A 14,305-nucleotide genomic window follows, 5' to 3' on the forward strand; every position below is an offset into this window, starting at 1 on the left:
ATTTTGAGCAAATTGAGGCCTTTTTTAGTTTTACTTATTTTTTCATTTGTAGGACAACGCTGCGATTGACGGCGCTTTGGAGGCGGGTATTTTCGCGCTAGCTTTGCAGCCACGCGCTTTTTCAGAGGCGCGCTCTCGTATTCCCACCCACTTTTACCACCCTCACATGACTAACGTCGCCGTTATCGGCTCGGGTACTATGGGCAACGGCATTGCCCACGTGTTTGCCCAACACGGATTTGCAGTTGCCCTCATCGACATCAACCAGCCCGCGCTAGACAAGGCCCTCGGCACCATCGGCAAAAACCTCGATCGGCAGGTAGCCAAAGGCAGCCTCAGCGAAGCCGACAAATCGGCTACCCTCGGCCGCATCACCACGTTTACGTCCATTGCCGATGGCGTGCGCGAAGCAGAATTGGTGGTCGAAGCTGCCACGGAAAATGTAGATCTGAAGCTGCAAATCTTCCGCGACCTCGACCAGCACGCGCCGCAGGAGGCAATTTTGGCATCCAACACGTCGTCCATTTCTATTACCAAAATTGCCGCCGTTACGAAGCGCGCCGACAAGGTCATCGGCATGCACTTCATGAACCCGGTGCCGGTCATGAAGCTGGTAGAAGTGATCCGCGGCTACGCGACCTCCAACGCAGTGACGGCGCACATCATGGAGATTTCGCGGCAACTGGGCAAAACGCCTACAGAAGTCAATGATTATCCGGGGTTTGTGGCCAACCGCATCCTGATGCCGATGATCAACGAGGCCATTTATAGCCTGTTTGAAGGCGTGGCCGGTGTGGAAGAAATTGACACGGTGATGAAGCTGGGCATGGCCCACCCCATGGGCCCGCTGCAACTGGCCGACTTTATCGGGCTAGATGTGTGCTTGGCCATCCTGCGCGTGCTGCACGACGGATTGGGCAACCCCAAATACGCCCCTTGCCCGTTGCTGGTAAACATGGTCATGGCGGGCCGGCTGGGCAGTAAGTCGGGCGAAGGCTTTTACTCCTGGACGCACGGCACCAAGGAGTTGGTCGTGGCAGAACGGTTTAGGAAATAAAGCCCTGCTCTCTCCGATAGAAAAAGCCCCGGCGTTCACTAAGATGCCGGGGCTTTTTGTGCGTAGCCTCCCGGCGCACTTAACGCCCAGAAATGGTGTTTATAAACTTGTCTCTCTATGGCCAATCCTGCAATCTAGAGGGCGTCACGGAGCCCGTGGCAAAACATTTAGGCGGCTCTCTTTGTGAATACGTACTACATTCTGCCCTTACTGTTCAGCTGCAAGGGCCAATGTAGTGGTTGCCTAATACCTAATTGAATCTCAAGCATCTATAAAACATGGAACAAGCAACATTTGGGGCCGGCTGCTTTTGGTGCGTCGAGGCGGTTTTTCAGAACCTCAACGGCGTGGAGAAAGTAGTGTCGGGCTATACCGGCGGACGCATCGCCAACCCCACCTACAAGGAAGTATGCAGCGGCCTGACGGGCCACAACGAGGTCGCCCAGATTACGTTTGACCCGGCCGTCATCAGCTTTGAGGAGTTGTTGGAAGTGTTCTGGAAAACCCACGACCCTACCTCGCTCAACCGGCAAGGCAACGACGTGGGCACGCAGTACCGCTCCGGCATTTATTACCACAACGATGAGCAGCGCCGCATCGCCGAAGAGTACAAGCAAAAACTCAACGACGCGCACGCTTTCGAAAAGCCCATCGTAACGGAAATTCTGCCCCTGAAGGCATTCTATCCGGCCGAGGACTATCATCAGAATTACTTCAACCAAAATGGCAACCAGCCTTATTGCCAGTTTGTGGTAAAACCCAAAGTCGACAAGGTGCGGCAGGTATTTGGCGAGAAGCTTAAAGCCACCGCTAAATCATAAGTATTTGCTAATCAAGTATTTATGAAAGCCGTTTCGCTTAACTGCGAAACGGCTTTTTTGTGCGTTGCATCGACATGTTAAGAGTAATTTCGGCATTGGCCACAACGTAGCTCGACCTAACCAAATTGCTGGTTCCGAGTAGAAGCGCATACCACGCATATTTCTACGACTGGCATGGGCAAATACGTTATTATCATTCACGGAGGCGCTGTTCAAACCGATCCCTCGACTATTCCGCCCGAGAAGGAAGCCAAGCTTAAGGAAGGGCTGGCGCAAGCGCTGCACGCCGGCTGGGAAATTCTGCACAAAGGCGGCAGCGCACTGGATGCGGTGGAGGCTGCGGTGCGCGCCATGGAAGACAACGAAGATTTCAATGCCGGCCGCGGTGGGATGTTTACCCTCAACGGGGAAGTCGAAACGGAAGCCTCTATCATGGACGGTGCCACCTTACAAGGCGGCGCCGTGAGCTGCGTTAAGCTGGTAAAAAACCCCATTAGCCTGGCGCGGGCGGTGATGGAAAACTGCAAGCATACCTTTCTGACGGCCGAAGGTGCCCAGGAATTTGCGCTGGCCCAAGGGCTGCCGTTAGAAACGCCTCACTACTTCAAAACCGAGCCGCAGCGCCAAGAATGGATGGAAATCCTGCAAGAGCAAGCGGTAGAGCACGCTGACCGCCACGACACGGTCGGGGCCGTGGCTTTGGATCAGGAAGGGAACTTGGCCGTGGCTACTTCAACCGGCGGCATCGCAGGCAAGCTCAAGGGCCGCGTCGGCGATAGCTGCATTTACGGCGGTGGCACCTACGCCAACAACGAAGTGTGCGCGGCCTCGTGCACCGGCGACGGCGAAATCATCATGCTCGGCGCGTTAGCCCATGAGGTGTACGCCCTGTGCAAATACAAAGACCTACCCATTGCAGAGGCCGCCCGGGAAGCAATCAGTATGTATGCCGACAAGCTGGAAGGCGACCGCGGCATCATCGCCCTCGACCCGCAAGGCAACTTCGCCCTAGAATCGAACACCAACGTCATGCGCCGCGCTTACCGCATCAATGAGGAAGAGCCGTTCGTGGACATTTGGATGGATAAGAAGGCCTGAACCCCAGGCCCAGCGGGGTTTTAGGCCAACTTCAACTCATTCATATAATTATCTTATAATCAGTTATTTAACAAAAAAGCCCTTGCTTGCGCAAAGGCTTTTTTGTTAGGCTGAACAGACTGCAAATTTCTCGAAATCGAAAATCCATTCGAATTCGTGGATCAGACCGAAACGTTGTATTCCCGCAGGGCATCGTTTAGAGAGGTCTTCAAATCGGTGCTGGGCTTGCGCTGACCGATGATGAGGGCGCAGGGCACGTGGTATTCGCCGGCCGGGAACTGCTTGGGCAAGCTACCCGGAATGACTACCGAACGCGCGGGCACGTAACCACGGTACTCTTTTGGCTCTGAACCCGTTACATCTATGATGCGGGTGCTGCCGGTAATGGTTACGCCGGCGCCAATTACGGCTTCTTTGCCCACGCGGCACCCTTCCACCAGAATGCTACGGGAGCCGATAAAAGCGCCGTCTTCGATGATAACGGGCGCCGCCTGCACAGGCTCTAGTACGCCGCCCAAGCCTACGCCGCCGCTCAGGTGCACCCCCGAACCTACTTGGGCGCACGAGCCCACCGTAGCCCACGTATCGACCATCGTGCCCTCTCCTACCCAAGCGCCAATGTTCACGTAGCTGGGCATCATGATAACGCCGGGGGCCAAGTATGCGCCATAGCGGGCCGTAGCCGGTGGCACCACGCGGACGCCTTGTGCTTCGTAACCGGTCTTGAGGCGCATTTTGTCGCGGTACTCAAAGGGCTTCAGCTCAATGGTTTCCATCTGCTGAATGGGAAAATAGAGGATGACGGCTTTCTTCACCCAGTCATTTACTTTCCACTCGTCGGCATCGGTGGCGCCGGGTTCGGCTACGCGGAGGCGGCCTTTGTCGAGCTCTTCAATGACGGCGTGAATGGCGTCGGTGGTGGCGGCTTGTTGCAGCAGGCTGCGGTCGGCCCAGGCAGCTTCGATGGTAGCTTGCAGGTTGTTCATGGCTTCAAGGTTCAAAAATACGGGCCGCAAAATAGCACCTTAAACTAAGCTATCGGCCAAAAGCGGGCACCGGAAAGCGGTAAAACATACGCCTGCCCCCGACCGCCGCCCTTGCCCATTGCCGACAAGACCACAAAAAAGCCCCGGCGACTGCCAGGGCTTTTTGCTTGCGATTGCCAGTTGCTGACGTTACAACAAGCGAACGTCCACCTCGGTCGGAATAAGTTTCTGGCCGTCTTCCAGCGTAAGCAGGAAAAAGAAGCGCAACTGATTGGGCGTCTGCGGGTTCGTGTTGGGGGTCAGCGTGCCCGCGCCTCCCGTCGAGGTGCCCGTAAAGGCAAATGCCGGGGCTTTGGTAGCGCTGGCCGGCAGGGTGGCGAAAGCCGCCGTCAGGCGCTTGGCGTAGTCTCGTACGGCGTTCAGATCCGAGTTGAAAGTGATGGTATTGGAGCCGTTTCCGGCCACGGGCGCGGTCAGGTAATTTGGGTAGCTGGAATCCTGCACGTACTCGACGCCCCCGTTACCGGTGGCCACCTTCGTAATCTCCTTAATCTTGCCTTTGTCGGCCGGAATGCTGAACACGATGGAAAAAGTGCCGTTGGCCGACGCATCCACTTTCGTAGTCACGACCGGGAAGCGCTCGAAATACTCTTGATTGGTGACCGTAACTGGTATTGGGGCAATGCTGTCTTCCAGCGGACCCAGCACGTTGCCGTAGTCTTTTTTGCAGGCCGCAAAGCTGGTGGCGAGAAGCAGAAGAACGAAAAACTTAGAGGCTATTTTTTTCATGATGCAAGGCGAGTGAAAGTTAACGAGGCCGGGAGTTAATCAACATCCCACCAAACACGGTCGGTAATAACGACCGACGGAATATTTTCTCCATTGCCAGCGACTTCGGATGGCGGATAGAGAAGCCGGTTTGGAATGTTTGGCGTAACCGACACATTCAGAGCCGGTTGCAGGCGTGGGTAGCCCGTCCGGCGATAGTCGTTGTAGGCTTCGTAACCGTTGCCAACCCAGGCCATCCACTTCTGCCGGATGATCTGATTGATTTTGTGCGCGTCGGTGCCGGCCAGGGTTACAATTTTGGGGTTGGCCGCGAAATAAGCATCAATTTCCGTGGTCGTCAGACCGGTTTTTTCCATCGAGCGCCGAATGCCTTCTTGGTAGAGCGCATTGGCATCGCCGGCCGTTTTCAGCGTTATCGCCGACTCGGCCAGAATAAACGCCCGTTGAAAATTGGTGAGCAGCCGAACCGGAGCCTGCCCGGCCGAGCCCAGCACGTAGGTGCTGTACACCGAGCGATTGGCCCGCACGGGCGGCGTTACGGTGTTTCCGTTCTCGAAGCCCGAAAACTTGCCATACGGCGTGGTTTGGGTAGCGGCCGTGTTGTTGGGCGTCGTGGTGAAGTACTTGGGCAGCCGCGGGTCACTGAACGCCGCCAACGAATCGAGGAAGCGCGAGCTGGCCATCTGATCGTCGGGCCGGTTGGTGATGTTGTAAGAGTAAAACGGATTGGTGTTGCCGACCGCCGTAGCGAAAGGCACCTCAAAGTCGTCGGCGTTGGCGTTGATGGCGGCACTGCCGGCGGCTCCCTTGGCCAATACTTCGTTGATCACTTTCGTAGCCAGGGCCGGATCTTTGCGGCTCACGGTATTGGCAAATTTCAGCAACAGCATGTTGCCTACTTTTTTCCACTTCGTGAGGTCACCTTTATAAACGAAATCGTCGGCTCCGGGCTTGAGTACGCTGGCTTTGTCCAGGTCGGCTAAGCCTTCGCGCACAAGGTCAAACAGGCTCTGGATGCCCGAAGCGCCTTCGTAAATGTCCTGCTGCTTGTCGAAGGCCGGATGAATGTTTGCCAGCCCTTGCAACGCTTGCGAATACGGCACATCGCCCCACAGATCGGTGGTGAGCGCAAAGTTGTACGCCTTGATCAGCTTGGCAATGCCCGCATACGCCGGGCTGGTTTCCTGCGAGCTGGCAATCAGTGTCTGAGCACCGTTTAAGTTATTGCTATACAAGTCGTTACGCCACTCATTGTCGTAGTTGCCGTTGATCACGTAGCGGTCTTCTGTGGCGGGCTGGTTGGCCAGGCCAGCATAATGCTGCACAAACAGATCGGCGTCGCGGCCCAGCGTGTTGCCCAGTACGAAGCCTGTACCGATGGTGATGGTGGGCAGCTGAACGGAAGGCTGAACGGTGGTCGGATTGTTGGGACTGGCGTTTACATCCAGAAACTTATCGGGGGAGCAGCTGGCGGCCGCCAAGGCAGCGGCAGCAAACGCAGAGTATCGGAGAATGGATAGATTCTTCATGTGTGCTTTCGGGGTTCCGTTAGAGAGTAAAACGCAGGTAAGCGCCATAGCTGCGGACGCTTGGCGGACCTTGCAGGTCGAGGCTGCGGATGTTGCCGGCGCCTTGCGTATTTACCTCCGGGAAGAAGTTGGCATTCGGAGCGATGTAGAACAGGTTGCGCCCCGACAGCGAGAAGGTGACATTACCAAAGGGCGTGCGATCCAGCAGCGATTTGGGCAGCGAATAGCCCAGGGAAACCTCCCGCAGGGTGTAGTGCGTCCCATCGAAGATGGCCAGGTCGCTCTGCAAGCCTTGGTTGCTCCAGAAGCTTTGCGCATCCACCTGAATGTTGTTGGGGCGGTAGGTGCCATCGGCATTCTGAATTACGCCCGGAATGATGCGCGGAAGCTCGCGGTCTTTGCCCGTTTCTTTCAGCATGCCCGCCGATTTGTAAGCGGCCTGGGTGAAGGACAGGATGTCGCCGCCCACGATGGCGTCAATCAAAAACGAGAACGTAACGCCTTTGAAGCTCATGGTATTGGTCACGCCACCCTGCCAATCGACGTTCGGGTTGGCCGTAACCTGCGAGCTAAGCTCGGGTACCCACAGCCCGGTTTTGCCGTTAATCAGATACTGCCCATCGGGCGCCGTAGCCTTCTTTTGCCCCAAAATAACGCCGTACGGCTGCCCGACTACATACGAGGGCACCGAACCGATAAAGGAGCTACCTGCAATAGACGAACTCGTTACGCCCGGGTAAATCGACACGACTTTGTTGCGGAGCCGAGTAAAGTTGGCCGTAATGTCCCAGTTGAAGCCCGACTTGGTTTTTACGGGCGTGATCGTGGCCAGCAATTCAATGCCTTTGTTGTCGAGGCGACCCGCATTCGTCACAAAGCTCACGTAGCCCGTAGTACCGGGAAGCGTAACCGGCAAGATCTGGTTGGAGCTAATGGTTTTGAAGTACGTAGCATCGATGGTAAACCGGTTGTTGAAGAACCCCAAGTTCACCCCTACCTCCGCCGATTTGGTAAATTCCGGCTTCAGGGCATTGCCGCCCCCGATGGAGGTGCTGGGCGTGAAACCCACAACGCCGTTGAAAGGGAACGTGACGTTGGCTACGTTGTTGCCTTGGCCTGCCGAAACAAAGTAGTTATCAAGGGCATACGGATCGGCGTCGCGGCCAACGCGGGCTACGTTTGCCCGAATTTTGCCGTACGAGAAGATGTCCGAATCGATGTTAAAAGCATCGGAGAAGACGAAGCCTGCCGAAAGCGAAGGATACAGGTACGTATTGTTGCTTTTGGGCAGCGTAGAAGACTGGTCTACCCGCGCCGTGCCCTCCAGAAACAGGTAGTTGTCGTAGGCGAGGGAAAGATCGGCGTAGTAGCCCAACAGCCGGCGCACCGACGAAAACTCACCGCTGCCGGTGAAATTGGCCGCGTTGATGGGATTGTAAAAGCCGGGCTGCGAAAGCGTGGAGGCCGACACATATTGCCGGTTGCGCCGGCGTTGGTTGGTTTGCTGACCCACCAGCAACGTGGCATTCAACCGATCCATGAAGATGTTCTCCTTCTTGGCCGTGATCAGCAGGTCGCCGGTGAATTCGGCATACTGGTAGTTATCCTGAAAAATCAGCCCGCTTGGGTTACGTGCCGAACTAATGGCGGCAATCTGCTTGCGGCGATCGGTGTAGGCGTCGAGGCCGGCCCGGTACGTAACGCTCAACCACGGGAAGAAGTCGTAGCCGATGCTGGCCACGTTGATGAAGCGCGTGACGTTGCTGGCAGTGTTAGCATTCCGCAGGTTCCAGTTGGGGTTGTCGCGGGCCGGAAAAAACAGATTAGCGCCCGTAGCCGTCTGGTAAGGCTGGCCTTGCAAGTCGAAGCTGCGCGGCACCGACGAGAGGGTACCAAAGGCGCTGCCGCCGTTACCCGTTTGGGGGCCCAGCTGATCGGTTTGGGAAAAATTTACCGACCCAGTCAGCTTCACTTTGTTTTGCAGGGTAGTGCCGCCACCCAGCTGCACGTTGGTACGCTTCAAGGTCGAAACGGCCGTAATACCGGTTTGGTCGGTGTTGTTTACGTTGAGCGAAAAGTTCGACGTGCCGTTGTTGCCGGCTAGCTGTACGCCATTGGTCAAAATGCGCCCACGCCGAAAAAAATCACGGATATTGTCGGGGTAGGCCCGATAAGGAAGGTTTGTACCATCGGCAAGCAATAAGCCGTTGGGCCGGGTCGGAGTGGTACCGAAGCGTGGCCCCCAGGAGTTTACGCTACCCGTAAAGATGTCGCCAGCGCCGTTGGCGGTCGTGTTTACGCCGCCGGTGCCTTGGCCATAATCGTTCTGAAAATCGGGCAGACCTAGTACAGTCTGGAAGTTGATACCCGAGGTAACGTTGATTTCCAGCTTCTTCGTGACGTTCGCGCCCGATTTGGTTGTAATCAGGATAGCGCCGGAAGAAGCCCGCGAGCCGTAAAGGGCAGCCGCAGCGGGTCCCTTCAGAATGCTGATGCTGGCGATGTTCTCGGGATCGATGTCAGCTGCCCGGTTTGAGGTCTGGGCGCCGTACAACGTACCGGCGGCCCCGCCGTTCGTGCGGTCGGCATCGTTGCTGATCGGGATGCCATCAACTACAAACAACGGCTGGTTGCTGCCCCCAAGCGAGGTAATACCCCGGATGTTGATGTTGGTAGAAGAGCCGGCCAGGCCGCTGGCCCCGGTGATATTCACCCCGGAAACCTTGCCCTGCAACGCATTCACGACGTTAGGCTCCGATTTCTGGGCCAGTTCATTTCCCTTTAGCTCCTGTGTGGCGTAGCCCAGCGTGCGCTTGTCTTTTTCAATGCCCAAAGCCGTCACGACTACTTCGTTCAGCTGCTTGGAATCGGTGACCAGCGCCACATTAATTTGAGACTCAGTACCAATGGCGCGTTCGGCGGAAGTATAGCTAATCGAGCTGAAGACCAAAGTGCCGCCGGTAGCCGGCACACTCAAGGAGTAGGTCCCGTCCGAATTGGTAGAAACCCCGTTGGTAGAGCCTTTCAATAATACGGTTACCCCAGGCAATCCTTCACCAGAAGTACGATCGGTGACCCGACCAGTGACGGTCCGGTTTTGAGCTGTCACTTGCTGTAGCAACGTGACCATGAGTAGAATACTCATGAGTAAGATTTTTTTCATGCAGAGGTTGTTAAGGTTGGAAAATTGAGCAAAATGAACAGGCACCAAGTCGTAAGCTAGAGGTAAATTTTTTCTTGAAAAAATTACTCCCTCAATTTTACACGACGTTCTCTCCCCATAAACCACGAAAGGCTATAATGTTCTGTTTTAAGTAGATATGTTTTTCGAGTCGAAGCTCCGCCGTTGAAACGCCTGTCAGAAATAGCTAATGCTTTTCGCTGCTTTTTGCGCCGGCCAACTCCTGTGTAAGTATAAAAACCGGCATCTTTGGCTCCACCAATGGCGTCGTCTCCCCTGCTTTTAGCTTCCGTACTCAAGCCCGTGGACGACACGCGCATGTTTGAAAAATTTGGGCGCACCCTCGCCAGCCGACCTGACCTAGCGGTACACATAGCCGGCCGCCGCGCCCCATACCCACGCAACGCCCCGAGCAACCTCCACACCCACGAGCTGCTGGATGGCTCGCGCCTGAGCTGGCGGCGCCTGGCAGCCCAATGGCGCTACTGGAAGCTGCTACGCACGCTGCAACCGGCGCTGGTGGTGGTGCACGCCCCGGAATTGCTGCCGCTCACGCTGCTATGGCAGCGCTTCGGCCGTGGTCGCCGGTTTCTGTATGACGTGCGCGAAAATTATGCGCTCAACATCCTCACGCAGCAGGTGTACCCGCATCTAGTTCGGCAGGTGCTGGCTAAGCTGGTGCGCTGGGCAGAAACGAAGGCTGCCCGACAGGCTTACAAAGTCATATTAGCTGAACGCAGCTACGCCGAGGAGTTGCCTTTTGCTTTGCCGGAACGCACTGTGATTCTGGAAAACAAATACCAACCCCAACCCCACGAGGTCGCGCCCCAACCCAAACAACGTCTTCCAGCACCTCACGAGCCGCTTCACCTGCTATACTCCGGCACTATTTCGGAGCTAAACGGCGTGCTGGAGGCCCTTGAATTCACCCGTCAGTTGCGCACGATTTGGCCCGGCGCTCACCTTACTATTGTCGGCTTCTGCCAGCAGCCGGCGTTATTGGCGCGCCTGCAAGCCGCGATTGCCAACGCACCGGGGTCCGTCACCCTCATCGGCGGCGACCGGCTGGTACCGCACGCAGACATTATTTCCGCCATCCGGCGGGCGCATGTTGGGCTGTTGCCTTACCGGCCGCATCCGAGTACGTGGCGCTGCCTGCCGACCAAGCTCTTTGAATATGTGGCGCATGGCCTGCCTGTTATCATCCCCGATAACACTCTATGGATCAATTATTTACAAAACGATGGCATTGCGGTAGTCTGCCGGGATTTTACTTCGATGGAAGCCGTGCAGGACGTAGCTGCGGCGCTTTCCAAAACCCGTTTTTACCCCCACGGAATTCCGGCCGACGTATTGTGGCAATCGGAGGCGACAAAATTGTGGGCAATAGTAGATTCTTTGCAGTAACTGCCGACCTTCGCACCCCGTTTAGGAGAAAAGTGCCGTTTTGCTTTACATTCGCCTCTCTTCCCCTGCTCTTTTTTGCCCGCTAAATTCCCTACTTGATGAATACTCTCCGCTACTCCGAAATTGCCGGCGTTGGCCACTATGTGCCTGAACGCGTGGTGAAAAATGCCGACCTCGAACAAATCATGGAAACCACCGACGCGTGGATTCAGGAGCGTACGGGGATTCGCGAACGGCGCTATTTCACCGAAGGCGTCGATACCACGGCCAACATGGGCGCCCAGGCCGCCCGGCGCGCGCTCGAACAGGCCGGTCTCACCCCCGACGATGTGCAGCTCATTGTATTTGCTACGTTATCACCCGATTACATATTTCCCGGATCGGGCGTACTGCTGCAACGTGAGTTAGGCATCAAAGACAACATTCCGGCCCTGGACGTGCGCAACCAGTGCTCAGGCTTTATTTACGGCCTGTCGGTCGGCGACCAGTTTGTGCGCACCGGCATGTACGACACCGTATTGGTTGTGGGCTCCGAAATCCATTCTTCGGGCCTCGACAAAACAACCCGCGGACGCGCCGTTTCCGTCATTTTTGGCGACGGCGCCGGGGCAGTGGTGCTGCGCCCTAGCTCCCGCGAAGGCCACGGCATCCTGAGCACTCATTTGCACGCGCAAGGCGAATACGCCGAGGAATTGATCGTGAAAGAACCCGGCTCCAACCGCGAAGGCCGGGTGGAAGTGGCCCTGGCCAACCCCTTGGACATGTATCCTTACATGAACGGCACCAACGTATTCAAGCACGCTGTGGTGCGGTTTCCGCAGGTGATCAACGAGGCACTGGAGCAAAACGGCTATAAGTCTTCGGACATCGACATGCTGATTCCGCACCAAGCCAACCTGCGCATTACGCAGTTTGTGCAGCAGAAAATGGGTCTCAGCGACGATAAAGTGTACAGCAACATCCAGCGCTACGGCAACACCACGGCCGCTTCCGTGCCCATTGCCCTGAGCGAGGCCGTTGGCGAAGGCAAAATCAAGCGCGGCGATCTGGTATGTCTGGCTGCGTTCGGCAGTGGCTTTACGTGGGCCTCGGCGCTCATTCGCTGGTAATTACTTGGGAGCTTCGTGCACAAGCCTCATTATCTAAGTAATTAACAATCAATTACTTAGATAATGAGGCTTGTTTCTTAGATTTTAAGCGGCAGTTTCAGATTTGAATTACGCATTCCGCACACATCCTTCAGCATTCTAACAGTGCCCAGCTATACCGAGGAAAATTACCTGAAAGCGATCTATAAACTGGCCGAAGCCACGCCGGGTGAGGAAGTCAGCACCAATCGTATCGCCGACGTCATGCAAACCCGCGCCGCCTCGGTTACGGATATGCTGCGGCGCCTGGGTGAGAAGGGCTTGCTGCACTACCAGCGCTACCGCGGTGTGTCGCTCACGGCGGAAGGCCGGCGGCTGGCGCTCCAGACCATTCGCAAACATCGCCTGTGGGAAGTGTTTCTGGTGCAGAAGCTGGGTTTCAATTGGGACGAAGTGCACGAAGTTGCCGAAGAGATGGAGCATCTGCAATCGCCCTTGCTGATCCGCCGGCTCGACGAGTTCCTGGGGTTTCCGCAACTTGATCCGCACGGCGACCCCATCCCTTCCGAAGACGGTGCCATGCACCGCCCGCAGCACCGCTTGCTCGGCGACCTCGCGCCCGGCGAATGCGGCACGGTGGTAGCCGTCAAAAACACCTCTCCGCTGTTCTTACAATACCTCGACAAAGTCGGGATGGGGCTAGGTTCATTATTTGAAGTACTGGATAAAGTAGAGTTTGATAACTCTCTGGAAATCAAAGTAAACCAAAACCAAGTCGTTTTGGTATCCGCGGAAGTAAGCCGCAATATTTTCGTGACGGCCTAGCACAATTCAGTGCTAAGCCTTCGTACTGTTTGACCAGTTTTTGCCCCCACGCAGGCGCACTTTAGAGTTGCTTACCTTTGCGGCAATCATACTTGTTGCGCCGTGCCTTCTCCCCTGCCTCTTGCCCTTTCCGACACAATTGTAGCCCTTTCAACGCCGTCGGGTGCGGGCGCAATTGCCGTCATCCGGCTTTCCGGACCCGATGCAATTCCGATTGCGGATGCCGTTTTTGCGGGCCGCCGCCTGCGCGACCAAGCCACCCACACCCTGCATTTCGGCACCATCCGCGACGGCGATCAGATCCTGGACGAAGTAGTGGTGTCGCTGTTTCGCGGGCCGAACTCCTACACCCGCGAAGATGTGGTTGAGATTTCGTGCCACGGCTCGCGCTACATCGTGCAGCAACTGCTGGCCCTGTTGGTGCGGCGCGGCGCCCGGCTGGCCGAAGCCGGTGAATTTACCAAACGGGCCTTTTTACATGGAGCCTTCGACCTTACCCAAGCAGAAGCCGTCGCAGACCTGATTGCTTCCGATTCGGCGCTGTCGCATCGGGTGGCCATGCAGCAAATGCGCGGTGGCTTTGCGCAGGAGCTGCGCGATCTGCGCGCCCGGCTGGTGCAATTTGCCGCCTTGCTAGAGCTGGAGCTGGACTTCGGCGAGGAAGATGTAGAATTTGCCGACCGCACGGGTTTGGTGAAGCTGCTACAGGAAGTCCAGACGCTGGTACAGCGGCTGCTGCGCTCTTTTGAGCTGGGCAACGTGATCAAAAACGGCGTGACAACGGTTATTGCCGGCAAGCCAAACGCTGGCAAATCGACGCTGCTCAACGCGCTGCTCAACGAAGACCGCGCCATCGTGTCGGCCATCGCCGGCACCACTCGCGACATGATCGAAGACGAGGTAACCATCGACGATATCCGCTTCCGTTTCGTCGATACGGCAGGTCTGCGCGACACCACCGATGTGGTCGAATCCATTGGTGTCGAGCGCACTAAGCAGCGCGTGCAGCAAGCCGCATTCGTGTTATATCTCTTTGATTTGACGAGCACTAGCCCCACTCAGATTCAAGCAGAGATCGAAGCCCTGGAAGTCCCGCGTCACGTACCGGTTTTGGCCATTGGCAATAAGCTCGACGTCGCTTCCGATGACGAAATCGCAGCCTTCCAACGCCTCACGAACACCGTGCTGATTGCCGCTTCCCGCGGCGATGGCTTAGATGAATTGCGCGAAATTCTGCTCCAACGCGTACGCGGCGAAGGCCTCGACCAGATTGGCTCGTCTACCATTGTCACCAACCTGCGCCATGCCCGCAGCCTCGAAACCACCCAAGCCGCGCTCAACGCCGTGCTTGCCGGTCTGAGCCACGGCACCGGCACCGAGCTACTGGCCGCTGACCTACGGCACGCGCTGGCCGCGCTGGGCGAAATCACCGGCGAAATTTCTTCCGACGACCTGCTGAGCAGCATCTTCACCCAGTTTTGTATTGGCAAGTAAAAGCACCTTTATATAATACATTGATAATCA

Annotated in this window: 11 protein-coding genes; 7 read left to right on the forward strand and 4 right to left on the reverse strand. The window is 56.4% G+C overall.

The window, feature by feature from the left end:
* Positions 1 to 166: 166 nt before the first annotated feature.
* From H9I52_RS10145 to H9I52_RS10155, 3 genes are all read left to right on the forward strand, one after another.
* On the forward strand, positions 167 to 1,057 hold the full coding sequence (locus H9I52_RS10145; protein WP_187453747.1) for a 3-hydroxybutyryl-CoA dehydrogenase: 891 nt from the start codon (positions 167 to 169) through the stop codon (positions 1,055 to 1,057).
* Between the two features lie 278 nt (positions 1,058 to 1,335).
* Positions 1,336 to 1,878, forward strand: coding sequence for a peptide-methionine (S)-S-oxide reductase MsrA (gene msrA, locus H9I52_RS10150; protein WP_187453748.1), 543 nt, complete (start codon positions 1,336 to 1,338; stop codon positions 1,876 to 1,878).
* Positions 1,879 to 2,052: 174 nt separating this feature from the next.
* Positions 2,053 to 2,976 carry an isoaspartyl peptidase/L-asparaginase family protein gene (locus H9I52_RS10155; RefSeq protein ID WP_187453749.1) on the forward strand — a complete coding sequence of 308 codons (924 nt, stop codon included), beginning with the start codon at positions 2,053 to 2,055 and terminating at the stop codon, positions 2,974 to 2,976.
* A gap of 161 nt (positions 2,977 to 3,137) precedes the next feature.
* Here the strand turns inward: H9I52_RS10155 and H9I52_RS10160 are convergent, their stop codons facing one another.
* The 4 genes from H9I52_RS10160 to H9I52_RS10175 all read right to left on the reverse strand — a co-directional run bounded on the left by H9I52_RS10160 (position 3,138) and on the right by H9I52_RS10175 (position 9,443).
* Positions 3,138 to 3,962, reverse strand: coding sequence for a 2,3,4,5-tetrahydropyridine-2,6-dicarboxylate N-succinyltransferase (locus tag H9I52_RS10160; RefSeq protein ID WP_139517304.1), 825 nt, complete (start codon positions 3,960 to 3,962; stop codon positions 3,138 to 3,140).
* Between the two features lie 189 nt (positions 3,963 to 4,151).
* Positions 4,152 to 4,751 (reverse strand): hypothetical protein, encoded by a 600-nt coding sequence (locus tag H9I52_RS10165; RefSeq protein WP_187453750.1) that lies wholly within the window; start codon positions 4,749 to 4,751, stop codon positions 4,152 to 4,154.
* A 35-nt stretch (positions 4,752 to 4,786) separates the two neighbouring features.
* Complete coding sequence (locus H9I52_RS10170; RefSeq protein ID WP_187453751.1) at positions 4,787 to 6,280, reverse strand: SusD/RagB family nutrient-binding outer membrane lipoprotein; 1,494 nt, start codon at positions 6,278 to 6,280, stop codon at positions 4,787 to 4,789.
* Positions 6,281 to 6,299: 19 nt separating this feature from the next.
* Positions 6,300 to 9,443 carry a SusC/RagA family TonB-linked outer membrane protein gene (locus H9I52_RS10175; RefSeq protein WP_187453752.1) on the reverse strand — a complete coding sequence of 1,048 codons (3,144 nt, stop codon included), beginning with the start codon at positions 9,441 to 9,443 and terminating at the stop codon, positions 6,300 to 6,302.
* A gap of 279 nt (positions 9,444 to 9,722) precedes the next feature.
* On the opposite strand from H9I52_RS10175, the gene H9I52_RS10180 reads away from it, so the two are divergent.
* From H9I52_RS10180 to mnmE, 4 genes are all read left to right on the forward strand, one after another.
* Positions 9,723 to 10,868, forward strand: a complete 1,146-nt coding sequence (locus tag H9I52_RS10180; RefSeq protein ID WP_187453753.1) for a glycosyltransferase — start codon at positions 9,723 to 9,725, stop codon at positions 10,866 to 10,868.
* A gap of 98 nt (positions 10,869 to 10,966) precedes the next feature.
* Positions 10,967 to 11,977 carry a 3-oxoacyl-ACP synthase III family protein gene (locus tag H9I52_RS10185; protein ID WP_139517309.1) on the forward strand — a complete coding sequence of 337 codons (1,011 nt, stop codon included), beginning with the start codon at positions 10,967 to 10,969 and terminating at the stop codon, positions 11,975 to 11,977.
* A gap of 144 nt (positions 11,978 to 12,121) precedes the next feature.
* Positions 12,122 to 12,781 (forward strand): metal-dependent transcriptional regulator, encoded by a 660-nt coding sequence (locus H9I52_RS10190; RefSeq protein ID WP_187453754.1) that lies wholly within the window; start codon positions 12,122 to 12,124, stop codon positions 12,779 to 12,781.
* 102 nt (positions 12,782 to 12,883) lie between these two features.
* Positions 12,884 to 14,275 (forward strand): tRNA uridine-5-carboxymethylaminomethyl(34) synthesis GTPase MnmE, encoded by a 1,392-nt coding sequence (mnmE, locus tag H9I52_RS10195; RefSeq protein WP_187453755.1) that lies wholly within the window; start codon positions 12,884 to 12,886, stop codon positions 14,273 to 14,275.
* Positions 14,276 to 14,305 lie beyond the last annotated feature (30 nt).

It is taken from the genome of Hymenobacter sp. BT491 (assembly GCF_014349165.1).
Lineage (GTDB): Bacteria > Bacteroidota > Bacteroidia > Cytophagales > Hymenobacteraceae > Hymenobacter > Hymenobacter jejuensis.